Annotated in this window: 21 protein-coding genes and 1 tRNA gene; 13 read left to right on the top strand and 9 right to left on the bottom strand. The window is 74.2% G+C overall.

The genetic code is table 11. From position 1 onward, the window contains the following. Positions 1-214 precede the first annotated feature (214 nt). The 5 genes from ABD345_RS36610 (at position 215) to ABD345_RS36590 (ending at position 5,769) form a co-directional block, all read left to right on the top strand. The gene (locus tag ABD345_RS36610; protein WP_344558703.1) at positions 215-1,543 is read left to right on the top strand and encodes a vWA domain-containing protein; all 1,329 of its coding nucleotides are present in this window, start codon (positions 215-217) and stop codon (positions 1,541-1,543) included. A 43-nt stretch (positions 1,544-1,586) separates the two neighbouring features. After that, a complete protein-coding gene (locus ABD345_RS36605; RefSeq protein WP_344558701.1) occupies positions 1,587-3,083 on the top strand; it encodes an FHA domain-containing protein in 1,497 nt (498 codons plus the stop codon). Positions 3,084-3,236: 153 nt separating this feature from the next. Continuing rightward, the gene (locus tag ABD345_RS36600; RefSeq protein WP_344558699.1) at positions 3,237-4,154 is read left to right on the top strand and encodes an ABC transporter ATP-binding protein; all 918 of its coding nucleotides are present in this window, start codon (positions 3,237-3,239) and stop codon (positions 4,152-4,154) included. Further along, positions 4,151-5,278 carry an ABC transporter permease gene (locus ABD345_RS36595; RefSeq protein WP_344558697.1) on the top strand — a complete coding sequence of 376 codons (1,128 nt, stop codon included), beginning with the start codon at positions 4,151-4,153 and terminating at the stop codon, positions 5,276-5,278. The genes ABD345_RS36600 and ABD345_RS36595 overlap by 4 nt, the downstream gene beginning before the upstream one ends. 80 nt (positions 5,279-5,358) lie before the next feature. Continuing rightward, positions 5,359-5,769, top strand: a complete 411-nt coding sequence (locus tag ABD345_RS36590; RefSeq protein WP_344558695.1) for a globin — start codon at positions 5,359-5,361, stop codon at positions 5,767-5,769. A 54-nt stretch (positions 5,770-5,823) separates the two neighbouring features. Here ABD345_RS36590 and ABD345_RS36585 read toward each other — a convergent pair whose 3' ends face one another. The 5 genes from ABD345_RS36585 to ABD345_RS36565 all read right to left on the bottom strand — a co-directional run bounded on the left by ABD345_RS36585 (position 5,824) and on the right by ABD345_RS36565 (position 11,364). Continuing rightward, complete coding sequence (locus ABD345_RS36585) at positions 5,824-6,513, bottom strand: DUF8010 domain-containing protein (RefSeq protein WP_344558694.1); 690 nt, start codon at positions 6,511-6,513, stop codon at positions 5,824-5,826. 76 nt (positions 6,514-6,589) lie between these two features. Further along, positions 6,590-7,033: an acyl-CoA thioesterase gene (locus ABD345_RS36580; RefSeq protein WP_344558693.1), complete on the bottom strand. Its 444-nt coding sequence runs from the start codon at positions 7,031-7,033 to the stop codon at positions 6,590-6,592. Positions 7,034-7,151: 118 nt separating this feature from the next. Continuing rightward, positions 7,152-8,816 (bottom strand): energy-dependent translational throttle protein EttA, encoded by a 1,665-nt coding sequence (gene ettA / locus ABD345_RS36575; RefSeq protein WP_344558691.1) that lies wholly within the window; start codon positions 8,814-8,816, stop codon positions 7,152-7,154. 228 nt (positions 8,817-9,044) lie between these two features. Beyond that, the gene (locus ABD345_RS36570) at positions 9,045-10,487 is read right to left on the bottom strand and encodes a Cys-Gln thioester bond-forming surface protein (protein ID WP_344558689.1); all 1,443 of its coding nucleotides are present in this window, start codon (positions 10,485-10,487) and stop codon (positions 9,045-9,047) included. Between the two features lie 271 nt (positions 10,488-10,758). After that, entirely contained in the window at positions 10,759-11,364 is a 606-nt protein-coding gene (locus tag ABD345_RS36565) for a single-stranded DNA-binding protein (RefSeq protein ID WP_344558687.1), read from the bottom strand. Positions 11,365-12,072: 708 nt separating this feature from the next. On the opposite strand from ABD345_RS36565, the gene ABD345_RS36560 reads away from it, so the two are divergent. After that, a tRNA-Arg gene (locus tag ABD345_RS36560) sits at positions 12,073-12,145 on the top strand. A 117-nt stretch (positions 12,146-12,262) separates the two neighbouring features. Here the strand turns inward: ABD345_RS36560 and ABD345_RS36555 are convergent. After that, positions 12,263-12,877 (bottom strand): TetR/AcrR family transcriptional regulator, encoded by a 615-nt coding sequence (locus tag ABD345_RS36555; protein WP_344558685.1) that lies wholly within the window; start codon positions 12,875-12,877, stop codon positions 12,263-12,265. A gap of 86 nt (positions 12,878-12,963) precedes the next feature. Between ABD345_RS36555 and ABD345_RS36550 the strand changes: the two genes are divergently transcribed. Together ABD345_RS36550 and ABD345_RS36545 are read left to right on the top strand one after the other, a co-directional pair. After that, on the top strand, positions 12,964-13,518 hold the full coding sequence (locus ABD345_RS36550; RefSeq protein ID WP_344558683.1) for a GNAT family N-acetyltransferase: 555 nt from the start codon (positions 12,964-12,966) through the stop codon (positions 13,516-13,518). Between the two features lie 88 nt (positions 13,519-13,606). After that, complete coding sequence (locus tag ABD345_RS36545; RefSeq protein WP_344558681.1) at positions 13,607-14,434, top strand: enoyl-CoA hydratase/isomerase family protein; 828 nt, start codon at positions 13,607-13,609, stop codon at positions 14,432-14,434. Positions 14,435-14,503: 69 nt separating this feature from the next. Here the strand turns inward: ABD345_RS36545 and ABD345_RS36540 are convergent, their stop codons facing one another. Further along, the gene (locus ABD345_RS36540; protein ID WP_344558679.1) at positions 14,504-15,721 is read right to left on the bottom strand and encodes an acyl-CoA dehydrogenase family protein; all 1,218 of its coding nucleotides are present in this window, start codon (positions 15,719-15,721) and stop codon (positions 14,504-14,506) included. Positions 15,722-15,867: 146 nt separating this feature from the next. On the opposite strand from ABD345_RS36540, the gene ABD345_RS36535 reads away from it, so the two are divergent. Next, positions 15,868-16,476: a TetR/AcrR family transcriptional regulator gene (locus ABD345_RS36535; protein WP_344558677.1), complete on the top strand. Its 609-nt coding sequence runs from the start codon at positions 15,868-15,870 to the stop codon at positions 16,474-16,476. Positions 16,477-16,594: 118 nt separating this feature from the next. Here the strand turns inward: ABD345_RS36535 and ABD345_RS36530 are convergent, their stop codons facing one another. Next, positions 16,595-18,622 (bottom strand): M3 family metallopeptidase, encoded by a 2,028-nt coding sequence (locus tag ABD345_RS36530; RefSeq protein WP_344558675.1) that lies wholly within the window; start codon positions 18,620-18,622, stop codon positions 16,595-16,597. Positions 18,623-18,880: 258 nt separating this feature from the next. Here ABD345_RS36530 and ABD345_RS36525 point away from each other — a divergent pair, with 258 nt between their 5' ends. Continuing rightward, on the top strand, positions 18,881-20,569 hold the full coding sequence (locus tag ABD345_RS36525) for a bifunctional 3'-5' exonuclease/DNA polymerase (RefSeq protein WP_344558673.1): 1,689 nt from the start codon (positions 18,881-18,883) through the stop codon (positions 20,567-20,569). 9 nt (positions 20,570-20,578) lie between these two features. Here ABD345_RS36525 and ABD345_RS36520 read toward each other — a convergent pair whose 3' ends face one another. Continuing rightward, positions 20,579-21,760 carry a PP2C family protein-serine/threonine phosphatase gene (locus tag ABD345_RS36520; RefSeq protein WP_344558671.1) on the bottom strand — a complete coding sequence of 394 codons (1,182 nt, stop codon included), beginning with the start codon at positions 21,758-21,760 and terminating at the stop codon, positions 20,579-20,581. Positions 21,761-21,888: 128 nt separating this feature from the next. On the opposite strand from ABD345_RS36520, the gene ABD345_RS36515 reads away from it, so the two are divergent. The 3 genes from ABD345_RS36515 to ABD345_RS36505 form a co-directional block, all read left to right on the top strand. Then, on the top strand, positions 21,889-22,839 hold the full coding sequence (locus ABD345_RS36515) for a PrsW family intramembrane metalloprotease (RefSeq protein ID WP_344558669.1): 951 nt from the start codon (positions 21,889-21,891) through the stop codon (positions 22,837-22,839). Positions 22,840-23,046: 207 nt separating this feature from the next. Then, positions 23,047-23,265: a heavy-metal-associated domain-containing protein gene (locus ABD345_RS36510; protein WP_344558667.1), complete on the top strand. Its 219-nt coding sequence runs from the start codon at positions 23,047-23,049 to the stop codon at positions 23,263-23,265. A 71-nt stretch (positions 23,266-23,336) separates the two neighbouring features. Beyond that, positions 23,337-23,865 (top strand): cation transporter (locus tag ABD345_RS36505; RefSeq protein ID WP_344558665.1); only part of this gene is annotated, 529 nt, incomplete at its 3' end.

The raw sequence follows: 23,865 nt of genomic DNA, 5'->3' as shown, positions 1-23,865 counted from the left end.
CGCCCCGCCCGCGCCCGCCGCACCGCCCGCCGTGCCGCCCGTCCCGAGCGCGCCGCCCGTCCCGGTGTCCGGCGCCACCGCCGCCGCGACCCCGGCCGCCGCACCCGCCGCGGACTGACCCGGCCGCCGACGGCACCAGCGGCGACCGCACCGACGACACCACGACCACCGCCACCGCCACCGCCACCGACCCTCCGGCAGAGGAGCTCTCCGCATGGCCTCGTTGTCCAAGCCCGACGCGCCCCGGTTCGACGTCGACGTCTTCCAGAACGAGTACCTCGCCCAGGGCGCCCAGGAGGTCAACGCCATCGTCACGGTCACCGCGACCGGCGGCGGCACCTCCGGCGGGCGGCCGATCGGCGCCCCCGGGCCGGACGCCGCCGTGGTGCTGGTGATCGACTGCTCCGGCTCGATGGAGTACCCGGGCACCAAGATGCGGCACGCCCGCGAGGCCACCGCCGTCGCCGTCGACGAACTGCGCGACGGCGTCGCCTTCGCCGTGGTCGCCGGCACCCACGAGGCCGTCGACGTCTATCCCGGCAACGGCCGGCTGGCCGTCGCCGGCCGGCACACCCGCGAGCAGGCCAAGGACGCGCTGCGCCGGCTCGACCCGTCCGGCGGCACCGCGATCGGCACCTGGATAGCCAAGGCGCAGCAGCTGTTCGCCTCCCGCCCGGGAAGCGCGATCCGGCACGCCGTCCTGCTCACCGACGGCCGCAACGAGCACGAGAAGCCCGCCGACCTGCAGCGCGCCCTGGACGCCGCCGCCGGGTACTTCACCGCCGACTGCCGGGGCGTCGGCACCGACTGGGAGGTCGCCGAGCTGCGGAAGGTCGCCTCCGCGCTGCTCGGCACCGTCGACATCGTCGCCGAGTCCGCGGGCCTGGCCGACGACTTCCGGGCCGTCATGTCCACCACGATGGGCAAGCAGGTCGCCGACGTCGCCCTGCGGGTGTGGACCCCGGCCGGGGCCCGGGTCCGGTTCGTCAAGCAGGCCGCCCCGGCGTTCGAGGACCTCACCGACCGCCGCAGCGCGGCGGGCACCCGGGCCGCGGACTACCCGACCGGCTCCTGGGGCGACGAGTCCCGGGACTACCACGTGTGCGTGGAGGTCCCGCCGGCGGCCGTCGGCAGCGAGATGCTGGCGGCCCGGATCAGCCTGGTCCTGCCGCACCCCGACGGCACCGCCGAGGTGCTCGGCCAGGGCCTGGTGCGCGCCGTGTGGACGGACGACCCGGCCTCCTCGACCCGGATCAACCAGCAGGTCGCGCACTACACCGGGCAGGCCGAACTGGCCGACTCGATCCGCGACGGCCTGGAGGCCCACCGGGCGGGCGACTTGGCGCTGGCGAGCGCCAGACTCGGAACCGCCGTCCGACTCGCATACGCCAGCGGCAACGAGGGCACCCTCAAGCTGCTGCGGAAGGTGGTGGACGTGGTCGACGAGCGGGAGGGTACCGTTCGGTTCCGTAAGAACGTGAGCGAGGCCGACTCGATGACCCTTGAGACCCGGTCGACCAAGACCGTGCGCGTGAAGAAGTGAGCCGGACACCCGCCGGACCCGAACCTGCTGGAGTGGGGACCTGATGCCGATCTGCCCTAGGGGACACGAGTCACAGGCCGAGGACTGGTGCGACTACTGCGGCTTCCCGATGACGCCGCCGCCCGGCCTGGCGATCCCCGGCTTCCCGAACGGCCCGGCCCAGCCCGGCGCCCAGGGGCAGCCGGGTGCCCAGGCGCACCCCGGCGGCCCCGCCGCGCCACCGCCGGGCCCGCCCGGCCCGCCCCCGTACACCTCCTCCGGCTACCCGCCGGTCGGGCCGGGCCCGGGCAGCACCCCGCCGTCCGGCACCCCCGCCGGCGGTGGCGGCTACTTCGAGCCGCGCCGCACCCCGACCCCGCCCGCCGGCACGCCCACCGGGCCCGCCGCGGGCGCGCCCGGCGCCCCCGGCCCGTACGGCGCTCCGCCGCCGCCCCCGCCCACCACCGGGCTGGTCACCTGCCCGATCTGCCGCAGCCCGCAGACCGGCCGGTACTGCGAGGAGTGCGGCTACGACTACAACCTGGCCACCTCCGCCCGCCCGCCGGGCGCCGGGCCGGGCCACCAGCCGCCGCCCGCGCCCCCGCAGGCCCAGCGGCCCCCGCAGCCGCAGCCGCAGCCGCAGCAGGGCTACGGCTTCCCGCCGCCCGCCGCCACGCCCCCGGCCGCGCCGTCCGCGTTCGAGCCCCCGGCCCCGCCGCCGTACGAGCAGCGTCCGCCGCAGCCGCCGCAGTCGCCGTACGAGCAGCACCAGCAGCAGCACCAGCAGCGGCCCCCGTACGAGCAGCCGCAGCAGCCCCAGCAGCCGCACGCGCCGCAGTCCCCGTACGAGCAGCAGCGGCCCCCGTACGAGCAGCCGCAGCAGCCGCAGTCGCCGTACGGCCAGCCCGGACACCCCGGGCGCCCCGGTTACCCGGCGGCGCAGGCCGCGCCGGCCGCCCCGCCCGCGCCGGCCTTCGACAAGCCGCCGGCGGCGGGGTTCCCGGACATCGACTACGAGCGCACCGGCCCGGTGTACCCCGAGCCGTCCGCGCCCCCGGCGGGTCGGCCGGCGCAGTCGGGCTCCGACTCGGGGACGTCGTTCCGGCTCTCCCCGCCCGGGCAGCAGCCCGGGGCCGCGCCGCAGCAGCAGCGCGCCACCTGGTTCGCCGTGGTGGCGCCCGACCACGAGTACTTCACCGACATGATGACCCGCAGCGGTCCGGAGGCGGCGGGGCTGTACTTCCCGCAGTACACCTCCGAGCGGCGGATCCAGCTGACCGGCCGCGGCCAGCTGCGGATCGGACGGCGCAGCCAGCAGCGCGGCACCGTGCCGGAGATCGACCTGTCGGTCTCCCCGGAGGACCCGGGCGCCTCGCACCACCACGCCCTGCTGGCCGAACAGCCGGACGGCAGCTGGGTGGTGGTCGACCAGGACTCCACCAACGGCACCACGATGAACGGCGGCGCCGACACCCTGCCGCCGCACACCGCGATCCCGCTGAACGACGGCGACCGGATCCACGTCGGCGCCTGGACCACCATCACGGTGCACCTGGCCTGACACCGCGGCAGTTGACGCTCAGTCACCACCGGCCCGCGGCGGGGAGCCCGACTCCCCCGCCGCGGGCCGGTCCCGTCCACCGGGCGGTCGCAGAACGCTCAACTTTCGCACAAAAGTGCCTATGAGAACTGTCGGAGCCCCTAGGCTCGGCCCATGAGTGAAGCAATAACCGCGGACGGGATCCGGAAGCGGTACGGGGATGTCCAGGCCGTCGACGGGGTGTCACTCTCCGTCGCGACTGGCGAGTTCTACGGTCTGCTCGGACCGAACGGGGCCGGCAAGACCACCACCTTGGAGATCCTGGAGGGGATCCGGGAGGCCGACGAGGGACGGGTGGAGATCCTCGGCCTGGCGCCGTGGCCGCGCAACCCGAAGCTGCTGCCGCGGATGGGCGTGCAGTTCCAGGCGTCCGCCTTCTTCGCCAAGCTGACCGCGCGCGAGACCATCCGCACCTTCGCCTCCTTCTACGGCATCGGCGCCCGAGCGGCCGACGCGATGCTGGAGCGGGTCGGCCTGACCGAGTCCGCGGCGGTGCTGACCACCAAGATGTCCGGCGGCCAGGCCCAGCGCCTGTCCATCGCCTGCGCGCTGGTGCACGACCCGGAGCTGGTGTTCCTGGACGAGCCGACCACCGGCCTCGACCCGCAGGCCCGCCGCAACCTGTGGGACCTGCTGCGCGACATCAACGGCGAGGGCCGCACGGTGGTCCTCACCACGCACTACCTGGACGAGGCCGAGGTGCTCTGCGACCGCGTCTCGGTGATGGACCACGGCAAGGTGCTGAAGACCGGCGCCCCCGCCGCGCTGGTCCGCGAGATCGACGACACCGTCCGGGTCCGGATCGAGTCCGGGCTGCTGTCCCGGGACCGGGCCCGCGAACTGCTCACCGCCGCGGGCGCGGTGTTCTCCGGTCTGGAGGACGACGGCGTCACCCTGGCGCTGTCCACCGTCGAGCCCGGCCCGGTGCTGTCCGTGCTGGCCGAGCAGAACGCGCTGCGCGGCCTGGAGGTCCGCGGCGCCACCCTGGAGGACGTCTTCCTCCAGCTGACCGGACGGGAGTACCGGGCATGACCGCCACCGAACGGCCCGCCGCCCCGGCCCCGGCCCCGGCCCCCGAGGGCGAGGAGAAGGCCAACGCCTTCGTCGGCCTGTCCCGGGTGATGCTGCTGGGCTTCGTCCGCGACAAGGGCACCCTGTTCTTCACCCTCGCGCTGCCGCTGATGTTCCTGCTGCTGTTCGGCGTCCTCTACAAGGGCGGCGGCAGCACCCACGTCAAGGTCGCCGAGGTCGGCCAGGTCAAGGTGCTGGACGACGCCCGCGCCCAGGCCGGGGGCGCGTTGGACGCGCTGGAGATCACCACCGGCCTGAGCGAGGAGGACGCCCTCACCAAGGTCAAGAAGGGCGACCTGGACGGCCTGGTCCTGCAGAAGCCGGACGGCACCCTGGTGCTCCGCTTCAGCCAGGCCGACCAGGTGAAGTCCGGCACCGTGCAGGGCATCGTCAACTCGGTGGTGCAGAACGCCAACCAGGCGGCCGCGAACGTCACCCCGAAGTACGCCCTGGACGCCGCCAAGGTCGAGGACGACTCCACCAAGCCGATCCAGTACCTCACCCCGGGCCTGCTCGCCTACGCGGTCGCCATGGGCGCGGTCTACGGCGCCTCCTTCACGCTGGTCACCTGGCGCAAGAGCCGGGTGCTGCGCCGCCTGCGGCTGGCCCCCATCTCGGCGGGCACCATCGTCGGCGCCCGGGTGCTGGTCAGCGTGCTGGTCGCGCTCGCCCAGACCGCGCTGTTCCTGATGGTCGCGCAGCTCGACTACTTCGGGCTCAAGCTCACCGGCAACTGGTGGCTGGTGGTCCCGCTGGTGGTCTGCGCCACCGTGGCGTTCATGTCGATCGGCCTGGTCACCGGTTCGCTGGCGAAGACCGAGGAGTCGGCGAACGGCATGAACCAGCTGATCATCCTGCCGATGTCCTTCCTCGGCGGCGCCTTCATCCCGCTGGACTTCGCCCCGAACTGGCTGCAGGACGTCTCCCGGGCGCTGCCGCTGCGCTACCTGATCGTCCCGGCGAAGTCGGTGCTCAGCCAGGGCGGCGGCCTCGCCGAGGCACTGCCCGCGATGGGCATCCTGCTGGGCTTCACCGCGGTGCTGTGCGCCGTCGCGTGGCGCTTCTTCAACTGGGACGACGCGTAGCCGCCGACCGCCCCGGGACGGGGGTCGTACGCCGGAAGTCCCGGTGTACGGCCCCCGTCGGCGTCTGCGACCATGGACGGGTGACTGACACCGGGCGAGAGACCACCACCGCACCCGAGGAGACCCTCTACGACCAGGTCGGCGGCGAGGCGACCTTCCGCAGGCTGGTCCACCTCTTCTACCGGGGTGTCGCCCAGGACGAACTGCTCCGCCCGATGTACCCGGAGGAGGACCTCGGCCCGGCCGAGGAGCGCTTCGCACTGTTCCTGATGCAGTACTGGGGCGGCCCGCGCACCTACAGCGAGCGCCGCGGCCACCCCCGGCTGCGGATGCGGCACGCCCCGTTCACCGTCGACCGGGCCGCGCACGACGCCTGGCTGAAGCACATGCGCGCCGCCCTGGACGAGCTGGCGCTGCCCGCCGGGGCCGACCACGAGCTGTGGAGCTACATGACGTACGCCGCCGCCTCGATGATCAACACCGCGGGCTGAGGCCACGGCACCGGCCCGGCCGTTCCGCCCGACCCGGTCTCCGTACGGGCCGGCTCAGCGCAGCGGGCTGAGGCCCAGGCCCGCGCCGGGCGCGGCCGCCGTGCGCAGCAGGACGGACCCGGCGGGCGCGTCCAACCGCAGCCAGGCCCCGGCCCGGTACGCGGCGAGCGGGGCGCCGGGCCGCAGGAACCCGATCGTGTGGGCGGCGTGCGCGGCCCGCAGCGGCAGGTCGGCGGCGGCGCCCAGCGGCCGGGACCAGATCTCGTCGGCGACCGCGTCGATCGCCTGCCGACTGCGGTGGTGCTCCGGCACCTCGGCGACCCGGCGCTTGAACTCCTCGACGGCGGAGCGCACTTCGCCGACCACCCGGTCGACGGGGGGCCGTCCGACCGGCCGCCAGCCGGAGCGCGGCGGGAGCAGCCCGGCCCAGGACGGGCCGGTGACCGGGGCGGGCAGCCCGAGCGCGGCGCCCGACTCGTCCACGGACTCCAGCAGTTGCCCGGCGGAGACGGTCAGGTCGGCGGCCGCGACCGGCCCGGCCAGCCGCACGGTGCGCACCACCAGGACGGCGGACTCGCCGAGCGGCAGCCGCCCGAACACGGCCAGCACCCCGCCGTCCGGCCCCGGCACGGCCTGCAGCCGGACCGCCGCGGCCCGGTCGTAGCGCAGCAGCCGGCCGAGGAAGGCGGCCAGGTCGGCGCCCTCGCGCTGATCGGCGAGGTCGAGTCGGGTCTGCACGGTCACCGGGGGTCAGCTCGTTTCATCGGCGCGGCGGCGGTCGGCGGAGGTCGGCGTGGGGTCCGCGGTGCGCGGGGCCCGGTCAGGCGGCGCAGCCGGCCGGCTGCTCGTCGGTGAACCGGCTCAGGAACTCCCGCTCGACGGGGCTGATCCGGCGCGGCCGGGCCTCGGCGAGGTCGTAGGGGACGACCACGGTGGAGGCGGTGACGTACACCGTCTCGGTGCCGTCCTCGGCGACGTCCTTGATCTCGTAGCAGACGGTCAGCGAGGCGCCGCCGATCTTCGTCACCCAGGTCTCGATGGTGACCGGCGCGGGGCGGTGCACCAGCGGCCGCTTGTAGTCGATCTCGTGCCGCGCCACCACCGAGCCGCCCGCGAACTCCCCGGCCCCGGCCTCGGCGGCCTGGGTGAACATGAAGTCGATCCGGGCCTCCTCCAGGTAGCGCAGGAAGACCACGTTGTTGACGTGTCCGAAGGCGTCCATGTCGGACCACCGCAGGGGGCAGGCGTAGATGTGGCGGGCCACGGCGTTCTCCTCAAAACTCCATTCGTACCCGTGGGTACCTACTGGCAGCCTACGGGCAGCGGCCCGGCAGCCCGCCCGCGGGGGCGTGCTGCCGGGCCGGCGCTGCGACCGTCGGCGGTCAGTCGCGGGTCAGCTTCTTGTAGCTGGCGCGGTGCGGGCGGGCCGCGTCGGCGCCGAGGCGCTCGATCTTGTTCTTCTCGTAGGACTCGAAGTTGCCCTCGAACCAGAACCACTTGCTCTCGCCCTCGTAGGCGAGGATGTGGGTGGCCACCCGGTCCAGGAACCAGCGGTCGTGGGAGATGACCACGGCGCAGCCGGGGAACTCCAGCAGCGCGTTCTCCAGCGAGGACAGCGTCTCGACGTCGAGGTCGTTGGTCGGCTCGTCGAGGAGCAGCAGGTTGCCGCCCTGCTTGAGGGTGAGCGCCAGGTTGAGGCGGTTGCGCTCACCGCCGGAGAGCACGCCGGCCGGCTTCTGCTGGTCCGGGCCCTTGAAGCCGAACGCGGACACGTAGGCCCGGGACGGCATCTCGACCTGGCCGACGTTGATCCAGTCGAGGCCGTCGGAGACGACCTCCCACAGGGTCTTCTTCGGGTCGATGTTGGAGCGGGTCTGGTCGACGTAGCTGATCTTGACGGTCTCGCCGACCTTGACCGTGCCGCTGTCCGGGGTCTCCAGGTCCTGGAGCATCTTGAACAGGGTGGTCTTGCCGGCGCCGTTGGGGCCGATCACGCCGACGATGCCGTTGCGCGGCAGGGTGAAGCTGAGGCCGTCGATCAGGACCTTCTCGCCGAAGGACTTGTGCAGGTCGTCGACCTCGATGACGACGCTGCCCAGGCGCGGGCCCGGCGGGATCTGGATCTCCTCGAAGTCCAGCTTCCGCATCTTGTCGGCCTCGGCCGCCATCTCCTCGTAGCGGGCGAGGCGGGCCTTGGACTTGGCCTGGCGGCCCTTGGCGTTGGAGCGGACCCACTCCAGCTCTTCCCTGAGCCGCTTGGCGCGCTTGGCGTCCTTCTGGCCCTCGACCTTGAGACGGGTCTGCTTGGTCTCCAGGTAGGTGGAGTAGTTGCCCTCGTACGGGTAGGCGCGGCCGCGGTCGAGTTCGAGGATCCACTCGGCGACGTTGTCCAGGAAGTACCGGTCGTGGGTGACGGCGACGACGGTTCCGGGGTACTTCTCCAGGTGCTGCTCCAGCCAGTTCACCGACTCGGCGTCCAGGTGGTTGGTGGGCTCGTCGAGCAGCAGCAGGTCGGGCTGCTCCAGCAGCAGCTTGCACAGCGCGACGCGGCGCTTCTCGCCGCCGGAGAGCTTGGTGACCGGCCAGTCGCCGGGCGGGCAGCCCAGCGCGTCCATGGCCTGCTCCAGCTGGACGTCGAGGTCCCAGGCGTTGGCGTGGTCCAGGTCCTCCTGGAGGGTGCCCATCTCGGCGAGCAGCTCGTCGGAGTAGTCGGTCGCCATCAGCTCGGCGATCTCGTTGAACCGGTCGAGCTTGGTCTTGATCTCCTTGACGCCGTCCTGGACGTTCTCCAGGACCGTCTTGGACTCGTCGAGCGGGGGCTCCTGCTGGAGCATGCCGACGGTGAAGCCCGGCGAGAGGAAGGCGTCGCCGTTGGAGGGCTGGTCGAAGCCCGCCATCATCCGCAGCACGGTCGACTTACCGGCGCCGTTGGGGCCGACGACGCCGATCTTCGCCCCGGGGAGGAAGCTGAGCGTCACGTCGTCAAGGATGACCTTGTCGCCGTGTGCCTTGCGCACCTTGCGCATGGTGTAGATGTATTCCGCCACGTTGAGATCGCTCCGGCGTCGTCGTGAGTAATCGGCTTGCAGCCTTCCATTGTGCCGTAAGGGCGAAGCCGTCCCGAACGCCCCATATTCCGGGCACTCGGTGCGCGGCCCCCGGGCCGCGGCTGCGGGCGGCCCGGTACGCGAACGGCCCCGCCTCCCTGTCCCGGGAGGCGGGGCCGTTCCCGTCCGCCCGGCGCGGGGGCCGGGCGGACGGGTTCAGCTGGTCGTTCAGGAGGCCCGGCTGTGGCGGCCGCGACGGCGCAGGCCGTAGACCGCGGCACCGCCGGCGGCGACCAGCACGGCCGCCATGGCGGCGGTCAGGCCGGTGCCCATGCCGCCACCGGTGGAGGCCAGCTCAGGGCCGGTCGGGCTGGCCGACGGGGCCGGGGAGCCCGGGGTGGTGGGGGAGACCGGGGCGGAGGTCGACGGCGCCGGGGACTGGGTGGAGCTGTCGGTCTTGCAGTTCAGCAGGCCGGTGAAGGTCTTGGAGAAGTCGTCCGGGCCGGTGACGGTGACGGTGTACTTCTCGTCCTCCTTGGCGGGGACGCTCACGGTCTGGGTGCCGCCGGGCTTGACGGTGTAGTCCTTGCCGCCGACCTTGAAGGCCGCGTCCTTGTCGCCCTTGTTTCCGAGGGTGACCACCACGGACTCCTTGGCGCAGTCGACCGCGACGTCGGCGGTCGGGACGGCGCCCAGGCCCCAGCTGAGGGACGCGGAGGCAGCGACCGGAACGGTGCCGTGACCGGCCAGGATCAGGGTCTGGCTGCGCTCGCCCTTGCTGTTCTGGCCGACGAAGGCCCGGCCGACGGAGGTCTTGGCGGTGCCCGTCGCGGTGATGGAAGCGGTGCCCGCGGGGGTGTCGGCCGGAACCTTGGCGTAGATCTTGTCGCCGGACTTCACGTTCTTGACCGCGGCGCCCTTGTCGTCGACCAGGGCGACCTTGGCGGCGGTGCCCTTCTCGTCCAGGGCGACGGCGACCGATGCCGCGCCGCCGCCCGCCGTGACGGTGATCGGGCCCAGCGTGCTGCCCGACTTCCCGCCGACGGAGGCCGGTTCGAGGCTCAGGGTCGGCTTGGGCTCCTCGGCCTTGCCGTTCTGGTTGGCCTGGTCGATCAGCCAGGTGGTGAACTGCTGGGCCAGCGGGTGTTCCTTCTGCGTGATCTTGATGCCGGGGTCGGAGAAGGACCAGATCGCCACCTGGGTCGCGGCGGCGGCGTCCTGCTCGCTCAGGCCCTTGATCTTCGAGGCGGCGGCCAGCTCGTCGACGCCGACGGCCGGATAGGAGTGCTGGAGGATCCAGAGGACCTTGGGCCCGGCGCCCGGGTTGTCCTGGAGCGAGCTGGAGTTCCAGTCGGTCTCCTGGTACTCGGCGTCCTTCTTGGTCTCGTTGAGCAGGTCGATGCAGTAGACGGGGAGCTTCTCGTCGCTGTCGCCGATCGAGATGTAGAAGGGCCCGGCCTGGAGGCTCACGTCCCCCTGGGTGCGCGGGTCGAAACGCTGGACGTTCTCCCAGACGTCCGACCACTTGGTGATCCTCGCGGTGACCGGCTTCGTGTCGGCCGCGGCCGCGGCCGCCGCACCGGCCGTGAGCAGGCCCGATCCGACCGTCAGACCGGACGCGAGCATGACAGCAACGATGCGGGAGACGACCCGCCCCTGCTTGTGGAACATGTGGGATCCCTTCGGGCGGCGACGTGCCACCGGCAACCCGCCCCTGGCAAAGCGGCACCCCCTGTGGCGCCGCTGCACTTGTGTGGACCCGACGCATCCTATGAGCGGGGCCCCGCCGCTCCAGGGCCGTAGCGAATCAGGACGATATCGTGGCTGTTCCGTTATCAAATAGCTGATCGCCGAGGTCAGTTGATGTGTCGACATACCGCCACGGGGCGCCACCGCGGCAATCATGATTGCACTCACCGACTCAGAAAGTGCCCCGAATCCGTCAGTTCAGAACCTCCTGCGCCACATCCGCACCTCCCTCCCCGGCCGCCCCGGCCTCCTCCGCCCGGCGCCGGGCCGCGACCGCCGCCACGATCCAGTCCGGCACCGCCTCCTCCACCAGTCGCACCGCCCGCGGCCCGCCCGCCGCCGGCCCCCGGCCCTCGGAACGGTCCTCGGAACGACCCGTCGAGCTCCCGTCCGAACGACCGTCCACCCCCGAACTCCCCTGCGGCGGGGCCGGATCGCCCCCCAGTCCGCGCCGGAAGGCGGACGTCCCGCGGGCCAGGTCGTGGCCGACCGAGCGGGCGTCGATCTCCACCTCCACCCGCCGGCTCCCCTCCTGCTCCCACTCGCGCACCCGCAACCGCCCGCTCACCAGCAGCGGGTCGCCCTTGCTCACCGAACTGACCAGGTTGACCGCGAGCCGCCGCCAGGCCACCACCGTCACCCAGGTCGTCGCGCCGTCCGTCCAGTCGCCGCGCTCGCGGTCGTAGCGCCGCTCCCGCGCGGCGAAGCGGAAGTTGGCCACCGACACCCCGCCCGCCGTCTCCCGGTACGTCACGCCCGACGCGGCGTTCCCGACCATCGTCACCAGGGCCTCGTCCATTCCGATTCCTCCGTCCCCGGCCGCGGCGACCGGCGGTCCTTGCCGGCGGAATCTCCGCCGCGAAAGGATCCTCCGCCTTCCGGGAAATCCGTACCAGCACCTTCCGCGCCCCTGTGGAAAACCCCGGCCTGTGGAAAACCCCGGTCGCTCTCCGGAGTGAATTCACTGCGTTTTCCGGTCGAAAATCGACCATTTCATTGCCGTGCCCACGACAAAGGTCCGACCGCGCCGCCCCCGGCGCCTCCCGCCGCCCCGCGCCCGCCGTCCCGCGCCACCCGCATCCGCCACCCCGCACCACCCCGCACCGCACCCGCCACCCCTGCCGGTGGCCCCGCGCCCACCCCGCGGCCGCCCCCGCTCCACCCCGCGAAACCACGAACGGGTGGCCACGGGTTCGCCCCGTCCATGTCATCCGACCGATGGAACCCCTAAACGCGCCCCCACCCGCGGGCCGCCCCGGGCGATTGCCCCGCCGAATCCATAACGGGTGGGGTTGCAGCCCCGTAACGACTGCACAACGTCCCGCACCGAGGGCCGGTAGACCGCTGCACTCCACGGCACTACCTGCGATTATCGGACCGCCCCGCGGAGACCGACACACCCCGGTCCGGTCTTCGAAGTCCAGGTGGCGGAACTGAACACCCGTATCCTGTCCCGGAACATCCCGTCCCGGCCCAGGCCCGGCAAGCGGGCCGACGTCACACCCCGGCCCCCATAGCTCAGCGGATAGAGCACCCGCCTTCTAAGCGGTAGGTCGCAGGTTCGAATCCTGCTGGGGGCGCCCACACGGCCCGACCGGCCCCGACGCCGCAGGGTGAGCACTCGCCCACCGTACGCGGCGGTCCTCCGCCCACTGCCCCCGGCCCCCCGCACCGGCGGCCCGCCGCCCCGCGCGCGGCTACTCCCGTCCCGTCGCCAGGTCCGCCAGGAACCCGTCCAGCAGCGCGCGTTGGCGCTCCGGCGGGAACTCCTCCGGGGCGAACAGCGCCTGCACCACCAGCCCGAGGACGAAGGACTGGGCCAGCGCGGCGAGGTCGCCGGCCGGGCGGCGGGCCGGGAGTTCGCCGAGTTCCTGGGCCTGGGCGCAGAGTTCGGCCATCCTGCGGCGGGCCCGGCGGTAGCGCTCGGCGTGCCCGGCGGTGAGTTCGGCGTCGCCGAGGGCGGCGTCCCAGGAGCCGACCCAGATCCGGTTCCCGGCGGCGCCCGCGGCGTCCAGCGGGAGGACGTCGAGCAGGGCGGCGCGCAGCGCGACCAGGCCGCGGGCGGCACCGGCGGCCTCGGTGGCGGGCCGGTGGCGTCCGGCGGCCTGCCGGTCGAGGACCTCCAGCGCGTGCGCGACCAGGGCCCGCTTGCTGGGGAAGTAGTGGGTGAGCAGGCCGGTGGAGGCGCCGAGTTCGGCGGCCACCGCGCGCAGCGTCAGGCCGCCGAAGCCGCGTTCGGCGAGGACCCGCCCGACGGCTTCCGAGACGTCGCGGCGGCGGGCTTCGTGGTCGCCCCTGGCGGGTGGAGTCATGCGCGCTAGGGTACCTACCAAACGTTTGTTACGTACCCGGGGGCGCGCCCCGCGGTACGGCCCCGTGACCCGAAGGGACGCCGACCATGTACGCCGTAGCGCTCGCCGAGGACGCCGAGCTGCGCCCGCTGGAACCGTGGCAGGCCGGGGAGTTCCTGGCGCACATGGACCGCGCCCGGGCCGGGGTCGACCCGTGGATCCCGTGGGCCACCCGCAGCACCGACCTGGAGTCCGCCCGGGCGACGCTGCGGAAGTTCGCCGACAAGCAGGCCGCGGACACCGGCCGGATCCACGGCATCTGGCTGGCGGGCACCCTGGTCGGCGGCGTGATGTTCGTCGGCTTCGACGCCCCGGGCGGGGTGTGCGAGATCGGCGTGTGGACCGAGCCGGCCGCCCGGGGCCGCGGCCTGGTCACCGCGGCCGCCCGCCACCTGCTGGACTACGCGCTGCTGGAGCGCGGCCTGTACCGCGCCGAGTGGTGGAACAGCACGGTCAACCTGCGCAGCCGGGCGGTCGCCGAGCGGCTGGGCATGACGCTGGACGGCACGCTCCGCAAGCACACCGAACACCTGGGCGTCCGGCTGGACTTGGAGGTCTGGTCGATGCTGGCCCCGGAGTGGCGGGCGGCCCGCGCGGCGTAGCGGGGGGGGGTTGACGCGGGTCACGTCGCCCGGCGCGGGCCCGCGTGGGAGCCTGGGGCGGCACCCGCCGTCCCCCGAGAGGCCCGTCATGCCCGCGCGCACCGCCCACCCGCTCGACCGCCCGGGCCCGGGCGACGCCGAACTGCCCACCGGTACGCCGGGCCTGCGCTGCTGGGTGGGCCAGGACCGGGTGGCGGTGCTGCTGCTGGAGCGCCCGGAGCGGCGCAACGCGGTGACCGGCGCGATGTGGCGGGCGCTGCCCGGGGTGCTGGCGTCGCTGGCGGAGCGCCCGGACGTCCGGGCGCTGGTGCTGACCGGCGCGGGCGGCGCGTTCTCGGCGGGCGCGGACATCGCCGAACTGGCCGGGGTGTACGCGGACCCGGCGGCCGCCGACGCCTACCACGCGCTGAACGTGGCCGCGGAGGAGGCGCTGGCGGCGTTCCCGCGCCCGACGCTGGCGGCGGTCCGGGGCGCCTGCGTGGGCGGGGGCTGCCAGTTGGCGCTGGCCTGCGACCTGCGGCTGGCCGCCGAGGACGCCCGGCTGGGCATCACCCCGGCGAAGCTGGGCGTGGTGTACCCGGCGGTGCCGACGCTGCGGCTGGCCGCGCTGGTGGGCCCGGCCCGGGCCAAGTACCTGCTGTTCTCCGGCGAGTTGCTGTCCGCGGACCGGGCGGAGCGGTTCGGTCTGCTGGACGAGGTGCTGCCGTCCGCCGGGTTGGACGCCCGGGTCCGGGAGTTCGCCGCGCTGCTGGCCCGCCGTTCGGCGCAGACGATCGGCGCGGTGAAGGCGGCGCTGTCGGTCGCCCCGGCGGACGCGGCGGCGGCGCTGGCCCCGTGGGAGCGCGCCTCCCGGACGGCGCCGGACGTCCGGGAGGGCCTGGCGGCGTTCCTGGAGCGCCGCGAACCCCGGTTCTGAGGTCCGCCGGGGCGCGGGTGGGGCGCCGGTGAGGCGCCGGTGAGGCGCCGGCGGGGCCCCGCCGGACCGTCAGCGGATCGGCGCGCCCGAGATCGCCCGGGCGATGACCAGCCGCTGGATCTCGCTGGTGCCCTCGAAGACGGTGTAGATGGCGCTGTCGCGGTGCATCCGCTCGACCGGGTACTCGCGGGTGTAGCCGTTGCCGCCGAGGATCTGCATGGCCTGCGCGGTGACGTACTTGGCGGTCTCCCCGGCGTACAGCTTGGACATCGAGCCCTCGGCGCTGGTGAACGGCTTGTTGTTGACGGCCATCCAGGAGGCGCGCCAGACCAGCAGCCGGGCGGCGTCGATCCGGGTCTTCATGTCGGCGAGCTGGAAGGCGACGCCCTGGTTCTCGATGATCGGCTTCCCGAACTGGACGCGGGTCCCGGCGTAGTCGAGGGCGACCTCGTAGGCGGCCCGGGCGATGCCGATGGCCTGGGCGCCGACGGCGGGGCGGGAGGCTTCGAAGGTGGCCATGGCGGCGTTCTTCCCGCCGCCCTTGGCGCCTTCGCGGGCGCGGGCGAGGCGGGCGTCGAGCTTCTCCTTGCCGCCGAGCAGGCAGTGGCCGGGGACCCGGACGCCGTCGAGGACGACCTCGGCGGTGTGCGAGGCGCGGATGCCGTGCTTCTTGAACTTCTGGCCCTGGCTGAGGCCGGCGGTGCCGGGCGGGACGACGAAGGACGCCTGGCCGCGGGAGCCGAGTTCGGGGTCGACGGTGGCGACCACCACGTGGACGTGCGCGATGCCGCCGTTGGTGGCCCAGGTCTTGGTGCCGTTGAGCACCCACTCGTCCTTGGCCTGGTCGTAGACGGCGCGGGTGCGCAGCGCGGAGACGTCGGAGCCGGCGTCGGGTTCGGAGGAGCAGAACGCGGCGACCTTGACGTCCTCGGGGGTGCCGAACATCTGCGGGGCCCAGGTGCCGATCTGCTCGTCGGTGCCGTTGGCGAGGACGGCGACGGCGGCCAGCGTGGTGCCGGTGATGGCGAGGCCGATGCCGGCGTCGCCCCAGAACAGCTCCTCCATGGCGATCGGGATGCCGACGCCGGAGGGGTCGAAGAACTGCTGGGCGTAGAAGTCGAGGGAGTAGATGCCCAGCTTGGCGGCCTCCTGGATGATCGGCCAGGGGGTCTCCTCGCGCTCGTCCCACTCCGCGGCGGCGGGGCGGATGACGTCGGCGGCGAAGCCGTGCAGCCAGTCGCGGACGGCGATCTGGTCCGGCCCGGGGTCGAGCGAGAAGGTGGTCATGTCGGCCTCCAGGAGACGGGGTGCGGGCCGGAGGGATCGCGCCACTGTGCTGTTACCTCCGGTAACATGGCGGCGAGTCTGCTACCGATAGGTAACCGGTGTCAACGCCCGACGAGCCGCATACCCGCCCGCACGAGGAGCAGCGCATGACCACCGAACCCCGCCGCGAACAACTGCTCAACGCCGCCGACCGGGTCGTCCAGCGCGAGGGCCCGAGCGCGAGCATGAACGCGATCGCCGCCGAGGCCGGCATCACCAAGCCCATCCTGTACCGGCACTTCGGCGACCGGAACGGCCTGATCGGCGCGCTGACCGAGCGCCACACCGCCGGACTGCTGGCCGCCGTCCGCTCGGCCCTGAACGAGCCGCTGGAGCGCCGCGACCGGGTCGAGCACGTGCTGGACGTCTACCTGGCCGCGATCGAGTCCCGCCCGCAGGTGTACCGGCTGCTCACCCACCCCGAGCCCGGCGACCCCACCGGCGCGGGCAACGCGCTGGCGCCCGCGCTGCGGCAGATCGCCGAGGAGATCACCCGCGCCATCCAGCAGCAGATCGACCTCGGCCAGGACGGCCCGCTGCTCTCCGAGACCTGGGGGCGCTCGATCACCGGCATGGTGCTGGCCGCCGGCGACTGGTGGCTGGAGACCCGCCCCTGCCCGCGCGCCCGGATGGTGCAGGCCCTCGCCGACCTGCTGTGGGGACGGCTCTCCGCGGCCGCCGACCTGCCGCCGATGCTGGCCGCCCCGGAGGTCTGACCCCGCCCGGCCCCCTCGTTCCTCCCCGCCCCCGCGCCCCCGCGCCCCGCCGGGGCGCGGGGAACCGCGCGGGCGACCGCGCCCGGCCGTTCCCGGTCCCCGCCCGCCGTGCGGCCGGCTACTCCAGCCCGCGCCGCGCCAGCAGCGGACCGATCTCCGGCTCCCGCCCCAGCACGTCCCGCACGCACTCCAGCGCGTCCCGGCTGCCGCCCCGGGACAGCAGCCGCTCCCGGAACAGCTGCCCGCTCTCCCGCACGCCGCGCCCGTTCGCGCCGAACCACTCCACCGTCTCGGCGTCCAGCACCTCGGACCAGATGTACGCGTAGTACCCGGCGCTGTACCCGTTCGAGAACACGTGGTTGAAGTACCCGGTGCGGTAGCGCGGCGGCACCGCCGCGAGGGCGATGCCCGCCCCGGCGAGCGCCCGCGCCTCGAACTCCTCCGGATCGGCGACCACCGGGTCCGCGGCCGTCCGGGTGTGCCAGGCCCAGTCGAGCAGCGCCGCGGCCAGGTACTCGACGGTCCGGAAGCCCTGCCCGTAGTTCTCGGCGGCGAGCATCCGCTCGACCACGGCGGCGTCCAGCGGCTCGCCGGTGACGTGGTGCCGGGCGTAGTGGGCGAGCACCTCGGGCCGGGTCATCCACATCTCGTTGACCTGGGACGGGAACTCGACGAAGTCGCGCGGCACCTCGGTCCCGGCGAAGGACGGGTAGTGGACGTCCGAGAACAGGCCGTGCAGCGCGTGCCCGAACTCGTGGAACAGGGTGCGCACCTCGTCCCAGCTGAGCAGCGCGGCCTCGCCGGGGGCCGGGCGCGCGATGTTGAGGTTGTTGACGACGACCGGGCGGGTGCCCAGCAGCCGGGACTGCGGGACGAGTTCGTTCATCCAGGCGCCGCCGCGCTTGGACTCGCGGGCGTGGAAGTCGCCGATGAACAGGCCCAGCGCCGAGCCGTCCGCGTCGAACACCTCGAAGACCCGGGCGTCGGGGTGGTACGCGGTCAGGTCGGGCCGCTCGGTGAAGGTCAGCCCGTAGGCGAGGTTCGCGGCGTGGAAGACGCCGTCGCGCAGCACCCGCTCCAGTTCGAAGTAGGGCCGCAGCGCCGCGGTGTCCACCTCGTAGCGTTCGGCGCGCACCTTCTCGGCGTAGAACGCCCAGTCGTGCGCGGCGAGTTCGGCGATGCCGTCGGCGGCCGCGGCGGCGGCCAGGTCGGCGGCCTCGCGCTCGGCGTTGGCGACGGCGGGGGCGACCAGCCGGCCGAGCATGGCGCTCACCGCCTCGACGGTGCCGGCGGTCTCGTCGGCGACCACGTACGAGGCGTGGCTGGGGTGGCCGAGCAGGGCGGCGCGTTCGGCGCGCAGCGCGGCCATCCGGGCGGCGAGCGGGCCGTTGGTGTCCAGGCCGCGGCGGAGCGAGGCGGTGAGCAGGCGCTCGCGCAGGGCGCGGTCGGTGAGGGCGGCGAGTTCGCTCTGGTTGGAGAAGTTCTTCAGGCTGAGCACCCAGCGGCCGTCCTGGCCGAGCGCGCGGGCGTTCTCGGCGGCGGCGGCGACCGCGGTGGCGGACAGGCCGTCGAGGGCGGCGGCGCTGTCCACGGCGACCGCGCCGGCCAGCGAGGCGTCGTGCGTGTTCTTGCGGAACGCGGCGGCGTCGGCGGCGAGTTCGGCGTTGATCTCGCGCAGCCGCCGCTGGCCGTCGGCGTCCAGCCGGGCGCCGGCCCGGACGAAGGCGGTGTGCCGGCGTTCCAGCAGGCGCAGCGACTCGGCGTCCAGGCCCAGCTCGTGGCGGGCCGCGTGCAGGGCGTCGAGGCGGGCGAACAGCGCGGCGTCGAGGTGGATCGCGTCGGCGTGGGCGGCCAGCCGGGGGCTGATCTCGGCGTCGAGTTCCTGGATGCCGGGGGTGGTGTCGGAGGAGTCCTGGTTGAAGAAGGCCGCCGTCACCCGGCGCAGCACCGCTCCCGAACGCTCCAGCGCCACCACGGTGTTCTCGAAGGTCGGCGGCTCGGGGTTCGCGGCGATCGCGGCGGCCTCGGCGAGCTGGTCGGCCATGCCCCGGTCGAAGGCGGGGCGGTAGTGCTCTTCCCGGATCTCGGCGAAGGGCGGGAGCTCGTACACCAGGGTGCTGGGCGCGAAGAAGGGGTTGTCGCTCATAACGGCGACATTACGGGCCACCGGGCCCTGGCGGAACACTGTCACGTCAAGCCGCCGCCGCACCCCCGCCGCCCGCGCGCCGCCCCCGGCGGTGCGGCGCCGTCAGCCGCCGCCGCACCCCCGTCGCCCGCGTCGTGGCGCCGCCTGTCACCGCCACCGGCTACCGTCGACAGGTCCTGCCCGTACCCCCGAACACGTACCCGAACCGGCCCTGGCCCCCGGCCCGTCCCGGCCCGTCCCCGAGAGGAGCCGTCGCCCGTGCGCTACGCCCTGGTGCCCGATCCGCACGGCCCCGGCGGCCGGCTGCAGCCGCTCGACGAGGAGGGCGCGCCACTGGGCCCGCCCGAGCCCGCGCCGCGGCTGGCCGAGGCGGTGGCCGCGGTGGAGGCCGCGCACGCCCCGCGCTGGGTGTGGCCGGCGGCCGACGCCGCGTACGGGCCGCTGCTGGCCGCGCTGCCCGAGCGGCTGGCGCGCTGCCACGACCTGCGGCTGACCGAGGCGCTGCTGCTGGGCCGGGAGGGCCGGTTCGGGGCGCCGCGTTCGCTGGGCGCGGCCTGGGCGCGGTTGCGCGCCCTGCCGGTGCCGGCCGACCTGCCGGAGGGCGCGCTGCCCGACGAGGACGGCCTGTTCGCTCCGGACCGGCTGCAACTGCCGCCGGGCACAGACCAGTTGGAGGCCACCGTCGCGGTGCACGCCGAGCAGCTGCGGCGGCTGGCGGCGATCGCCGACCCGGCGGCCCGGTCCCGGCTGCGGCTGCTGGTGGCGGCCGAGTCGGCGGGCGCGCTGCTGGCCTGCGAGATGGCGCACGACGGGCTGCCCTGGCGCACGGACGTGCACGACGCGCTGCTGACCGAGCTGCTGGGCCCGCGTCCGACCATCCCGGGCACCCAGCCGACGAAGCTCGCCGAGCTGGCACTGGAGGTGCAGCGGGCGCTGGGCGCCCGCCCGTTCAACCTGGACTCGCACACCCAGGTGATCAAGGCGTTCGCGGACCGCGGCGTCCAGCTGTCCTCGACCCGCTCCTGGGAGTTGAAGGCGGTGGACCACCCGGCGGCGGCCCTGATGGTCCGCTACAAGGAGCTGTCCCGGCTGCACGCCGCGCACGGCTGGGCCTGGCAGGCGGCCTGGGCGCGCGGCGGCCGGTTCCGCCCGGAGTACGTGGTGGGCGGCGTGGTGACCGGCCGCTGGGCCTCGCGCGGCGGCGGCGCGCTGCAGATCCCGCGCACGATGCGCCGGGCGGTGGTGGCCGATCCGGGCTGGCTGCTGGTGGTCGCGGACGCGGCGCAGCTGGAGCCGCGGGTGCTGGCCGCCCTGTCGGGCGACGCCGGGCTGGCCCGGACGGCGGCCGGCGGCGACCTGTACGCGGCGCTGGCCGCGAGCGCCTTCCAGGGCGACCGGGAGAAGGCGAAGCTGGGCCTGCTGGGCGCGATGTACGGCCAGACCGGCGGCGGCATCGGCCCGCTGCTGCACACGCTGCGCCGCCGCTACCCGGCGGCGATGGGGTACGTGGAGGCGGCGGCCCGCACCGGGGAGGACGGCGGGGTGGTCTCCTCCCGGCTGGGCCGGGTCTGCCCGCCGCCCTCGGCGGACTGGCTGGACCTGACGGAGGCCCCGGAGGCCGGGGAGGCGGGCGGCCGTTCGGCCCGCGCCCGGGGCCGGTTCACCCGCAACTTCGTGATCCAGGGCAGCGGCGCGGACTGGGCGCTGGCGCTGCTCGCGGCGCTGCGCCGCCGGCTGGCCGCGCTGCGCTCCGGCGGGGACCGGCCGCACCTGGTGTTCTTCCAGCACGACGAGGTGGTGGTGCACACCCCCGCCGACCTGTCGGACGCGGTGGCCGCGGCGGTCGCGGAGGCCGCCGAGGAGGCCACCGCGCTGGTCTTCGGGGACACCCCGGTGCGCTTCCCGCTGACCACCGCCGTGGTGGACTGCTACGGCGACGCCAAGTGAGCGTCCCGTTCAGTCCGCCGCGTCCGGTCCGGGCCGGGTGACCAGCAGCAGCAGCGCGTCGTCGCCGAGTTCGCCGCCGGTGTGGGCCAGCAGGTCGGCGTACAGGCGGGCGACGGCGGCGTCGAGGTCGGCGAGCGAGCGCCAGCCGTCGCGCACCAGCGGCCCGGCGCGTTCGGCCAGCGGGTAGAACCCGCCGCCGCGGGCGCCCCTGGCCTCGACCACGCCGTCGGTGCACAGCACCAGGACGTCCCGCGGGCCGAACGGCACGGCGGTCGGGCGGGGCCGGCCGGAGACCAGGTGCCCGAGGCCGAGCGGCACCCAGGGTTCGGCGAAGTCGACCACCTCGGCGCTGCCGTCGGCGTGCACCCGCAGCGGCGGGACGTGGCCCAGGTGCAGCAGGTCGACGCTGCCCGGCTCGCGGAACCCGGCGAACATCGCGGTGGTGAACTCCCCGTCGGGGACGTGCCGGCGCATGCTGGCCTCGATCCGCCCGGCCACCGCGGGCAGCCGCTCCTCGTCGTAGGCGGCCTCCCGGAACGCGCCGAGCACCACGGCGGCGGTCTGCACCGCCCCGAGCCCCTTGCCGCGGACGTCGCCGACCAGCACCCGGGTGCCGTACGGGGTGTCCAGGACGGAGTACAGGTCGCCGCCGATCCGGCCGGCGTCCGCGGCGGAGACGTAGCGCACGGCCAGCCGCAGCGGCCCGACCACCGGTTCGGGCTGGCGCAGCAGTGCGCGCTGGGCGGCCTCCGCGACCGAGCTGACGGCCGCGAAGGCCGCGGCTCGTCGCATCCGCAGTTCGGCGATCCAGGCGCTGAGCGCGGTGACGGCGACGTAGCTGACGATCGCCCCGTACAGGAAGCGGCTGTCGCTGAAGTCGACGACCTGGTCGAAGTGGCTGAGGCCGAACAGGGCCATCAGGCCGAGGAAGCAGACCGCGAGCAGTTCGCGCGGCCGCAGGGTGAGCGCGGCCACCGAGGGGACGACGACCATCAGCGGGGCCAGGTAGCGGTCCCGTCCGGACAGGTAGTCGGCGACCGAGACCAGGGCGATGGCGACCAGCGCGGGTCCGGCCCGGCGCAGCAGCGACAGGTCCTGCAGGTCGGCCGCCAGCAGGGCGTTGCGCTGCCTGCTGGGCGGCAGCCCGCCGGTCCGGCCGGACGGTGCTCCGTCCCCGTCTCGAAGGTGCACCTTCCGAACATATCGGACGTCCGGAGGCCCTGCTCCGTCCGGGCGAAATTCCGACATTGCAGGCCAATCACCCCAAATTGTCATACCGTACGTTCACCACAGCTACGCGGCGACGGAAGGGCTCCCGGATGTCCGGTTACGGCACGACACCCCCGAGTTACGGCAACCCGAGCGGCCGCCGGAACGTACCCCCGCCCCGCCGGGGCAGCGCCGCACCCACCCGCTACTGGCTGAAGGTCCTGCTGACCGGCCTGGCCCTGTGGGTGGCCACCGTGCTGGTCACCTTCGCCACCTCCAACAGCAACCTGGTGCCGACGATCGTGCTGCTCGGCAGCTTCCTGGTCCCGGCCACCTTCACCGTCTGGGCGTACGAGCGGTTCGCCTCGGACGTCGGCCCGGGCCGGATCCTGGCCTGCTTCGGCGTCGGCGGGATCATCGGCGTGCTGGGCGCCTCGGTGCTGGAGACCTACCTGCTCTCCCCCTCGGTGTGGATGTACCTCGGGGTCGGCCTGATCGAGGAGGCGGTGAAGCTCTTCGCGCTGGTGCTGGTGGCCCGCGGCATCCCGGTCCGCGGCCTCAAGCACGGCCTGGTGCTGGGCGCCACGGTCGGCGCCGGCTTCGCCGCGTTCGAGAGCGCCGGGTACGCGTTCAACGCGGTGCTGACCATCCACGGCCTGTCGCTGAAGAACCTGGTGGAGACCGAGATCCTGCGCGGCCTGCTCGCCCCGGTCGGCCACATCCTGTGGACCGGCCTCCTCGGCGGCGTGCTGTTCCGCGAGCGCCGCGGCGCGCACTTCCGCTTCACCGCCCCGGTGCTGCTCACCTACCTGGGCGTCTCCCTGCTGCACGCGCTGTGGGACAGCATGAACGGCATCGCGGTCTGGCTGGTGGTCCGCACCACCACCACCGACCTGCAGGAGCGGCTGTTCGCCAACGGCTACCTGCCGCAGCCCACCCAGCAGCAGGTGCACCTGTACACCCTGTACGACACCCTCGGCCTGGTCGTCGTCTCGCTGCTGGGCCTGCTGTGGCTGCGCACGCTGGTGCGCCGCGAGGAGCGGGCGCCCGCCGCGACCTGACCGTTCGGATGACCGACGGCGGGCGGCCCGGCGCGGTGCCGCCCGCCGTTGCCGTTCCCGGTCCGGTGCGCACTACCCTCGGGGGCGGGCCGCGGACCGCGCGCGCACGAACGCGCCACCCCCTGGACGGAATACCCCCAGGGGGTATTGTGGTTGTTGTCAGCGCACCGCACCCGGCCCAGCCCGAGCGCGTCCTTGGAGGTCCCCATGTCCAGCACCGTCACCTACACCGTCGCCGGGATGACCTGCGGCCACTGCGAGAAGGCCGTCAACGGCGAGGTCTCGACCCTGCCCGGCGTCACCGCGGTCGCCGCCGACGCCGCGGCCGGCACCGTCACCGTCACCGCCGAACCCGTCCCCAGCGACGAGCAGATCGCCGCCGCCGTGGACGAGGCCGGCTACGAACTGGTCGGCCGGGCCTCCTGACCCGCCCGCGGGGGCGGCCCGGGCCGCCCCCGCACCCCTCCCTCCGTGCACCGAGCGAAGCGGACCAGCTGATGAGCACCACCACCGACCCCGCGGCCACCCCGCACGAGAGCGTCGAGCTGTCCATCGGCGGCATGACCTGTGCGTCCTGCGCCGCCCGGATCGAGAAGAAGCTCAACCGGATGGACGGCGTCGCGGCCAGCGTCAACTACGCGACCGAGAAGGCCCGGGTGGAGTTCGGCCCCGGCACCAGCGTCGCCGACCTGATCGCCACCGTGGAGCGGACCGGCTACACCGCCGAGCTCCCGCCGCCACCCGCCGCCCCCGAACCCGCGGCGGAACCGGCCCGGGAGCCCGACCCGCTACGCGATCGGCTGCTGGTCAGCGCCGTGCTCAGCGTCCCCGTCGTGCTGCTCTCGATGGTCCCCGCCCTGCAGTTCGACAACTGGCAGTGGCTGGCGTTCGCCCTCACCGGCCCGGTCGTCGTGTACGGCGGCCTCCCCTTCCACCGGGCCGCCTGGACCAACGCCCGGCACGGCGCCGCGACCATGGACACCCTGGTCTCGCTCGGCACCCTGGCCGCCTTCGGCTGGTCGGTGT

Source organism: Kitasatospora saccharophila (assembly GCF_039529925.1).
GTDB lineage: Bacteria > Actinomycetota > Actinomycetes > Streptomycetales > Streptomycetaceae > Kitasatospora > Kitasatospora saccharophila.
Note: the sequence above shows the minus strand (reverse complement) of the source record. Positions and strands in the feature narration are given on the sequence as shown.

Bases quoted from the DNA above. Each gene is read 5' to 3' on its own strand.
- ABD345_RS36610 (WP_344558703.1), top strand. From the start codon at position 215: ATGGCCTCGTTGTCCAAGCCCGACGCGCCCCGGTTCGACGTCGACGTC.
- ABD345_RS36605 (WP_344558701.1), top strand. From the start codon at position 1,587: ATGCCGATCTGCCCTAGGGGACACGAGTCACAGGCCGAGGACTGGTGC.
- ABD345_RS36600 (WP_344558699.1), top strand. From the start codon at position 3,237: ATGAGTGAAGCAATAACCGCGGACGGGATCCGGAAGCGGTACGGGGAT.
- ABD345_RS36595 (WP_344558697.1), top strand. From the start codon at position 4,151: ATGACCGCCACCGAACGGCCCGCCGCCCCGGCCCCGGCCCCGGCCCCC.
- ABD345_RS36570 (WP_344558689.1), bottom strand. From the start codon at position 10,487: ATGTTCCACAAGCAGGGGCGGGTCGTCTCCCGCATCGTTGCTGTCATG.
- ABD345_RS36565 (WP_344558687.1), bottom strand. From the start codon at position 11,364: ATGGACGAGGCCCTGGTGACGATGGTCGGGAACGCCGCGTCGGGCGTG.
- ABD345_RS36555 (WP_344558685.1), bottom strand. From the start codon at position 12,877: ATGACTCCACCCGCCAGGGGCGACCACGAAGCCCGCCGCCGCGACGTC.
- ABD345_RS36550 (WP_344558683.1), top strand. From the start codon at position 12,964: ATGTACGCCGTAGCGCTCGCCGAGGACGCCGAGCTGCGCCCGCTGGAA.
- ABD345_RS36545 (WP_344558681.1), top strand. From the start codon at position 13,607: ATGCCCGCGCGCACCGCCCACCCGCTCGACCGCCCGGGCCCGGGCGAC.
- ABD345_RS36540 (WP_344558679.1), bottom strand. From the start codon at position 15,721: ATGACCACCTTCTCGCTCGACCCCGGGCCGGACCAGATCGCCGTCCGC.
- ABD345_RS36535 (WP_344558677.1), top strand. From the start codon at position 15,868: ATGACCACCGAACCCCGCCGCGAACAACTGCTCAACGCCGCCGACCGG.
- ABD345_RS36530 (WP_344558675.1), bottom strand. From the start codon at position 18,622: ATGAGCGACAACCCCTTCTTCGCGCCCAGCACCCTGGTGTACGAGCTC.
- ABD345_RS36515 (WP_344558669.1), top strand. From the start codon at position 21,889: ATGTCCGGTTACGGCACGACACCCCCGAGTTACGGCAACCCGAGCGGC.
- ABD345_RS36510 (WP_344558667.1), top strand. From the start codon at position 23,047: ATGTCCAGCACCGTCACCTACACCGTCGCCGGGATGACCTGCGGCCAC.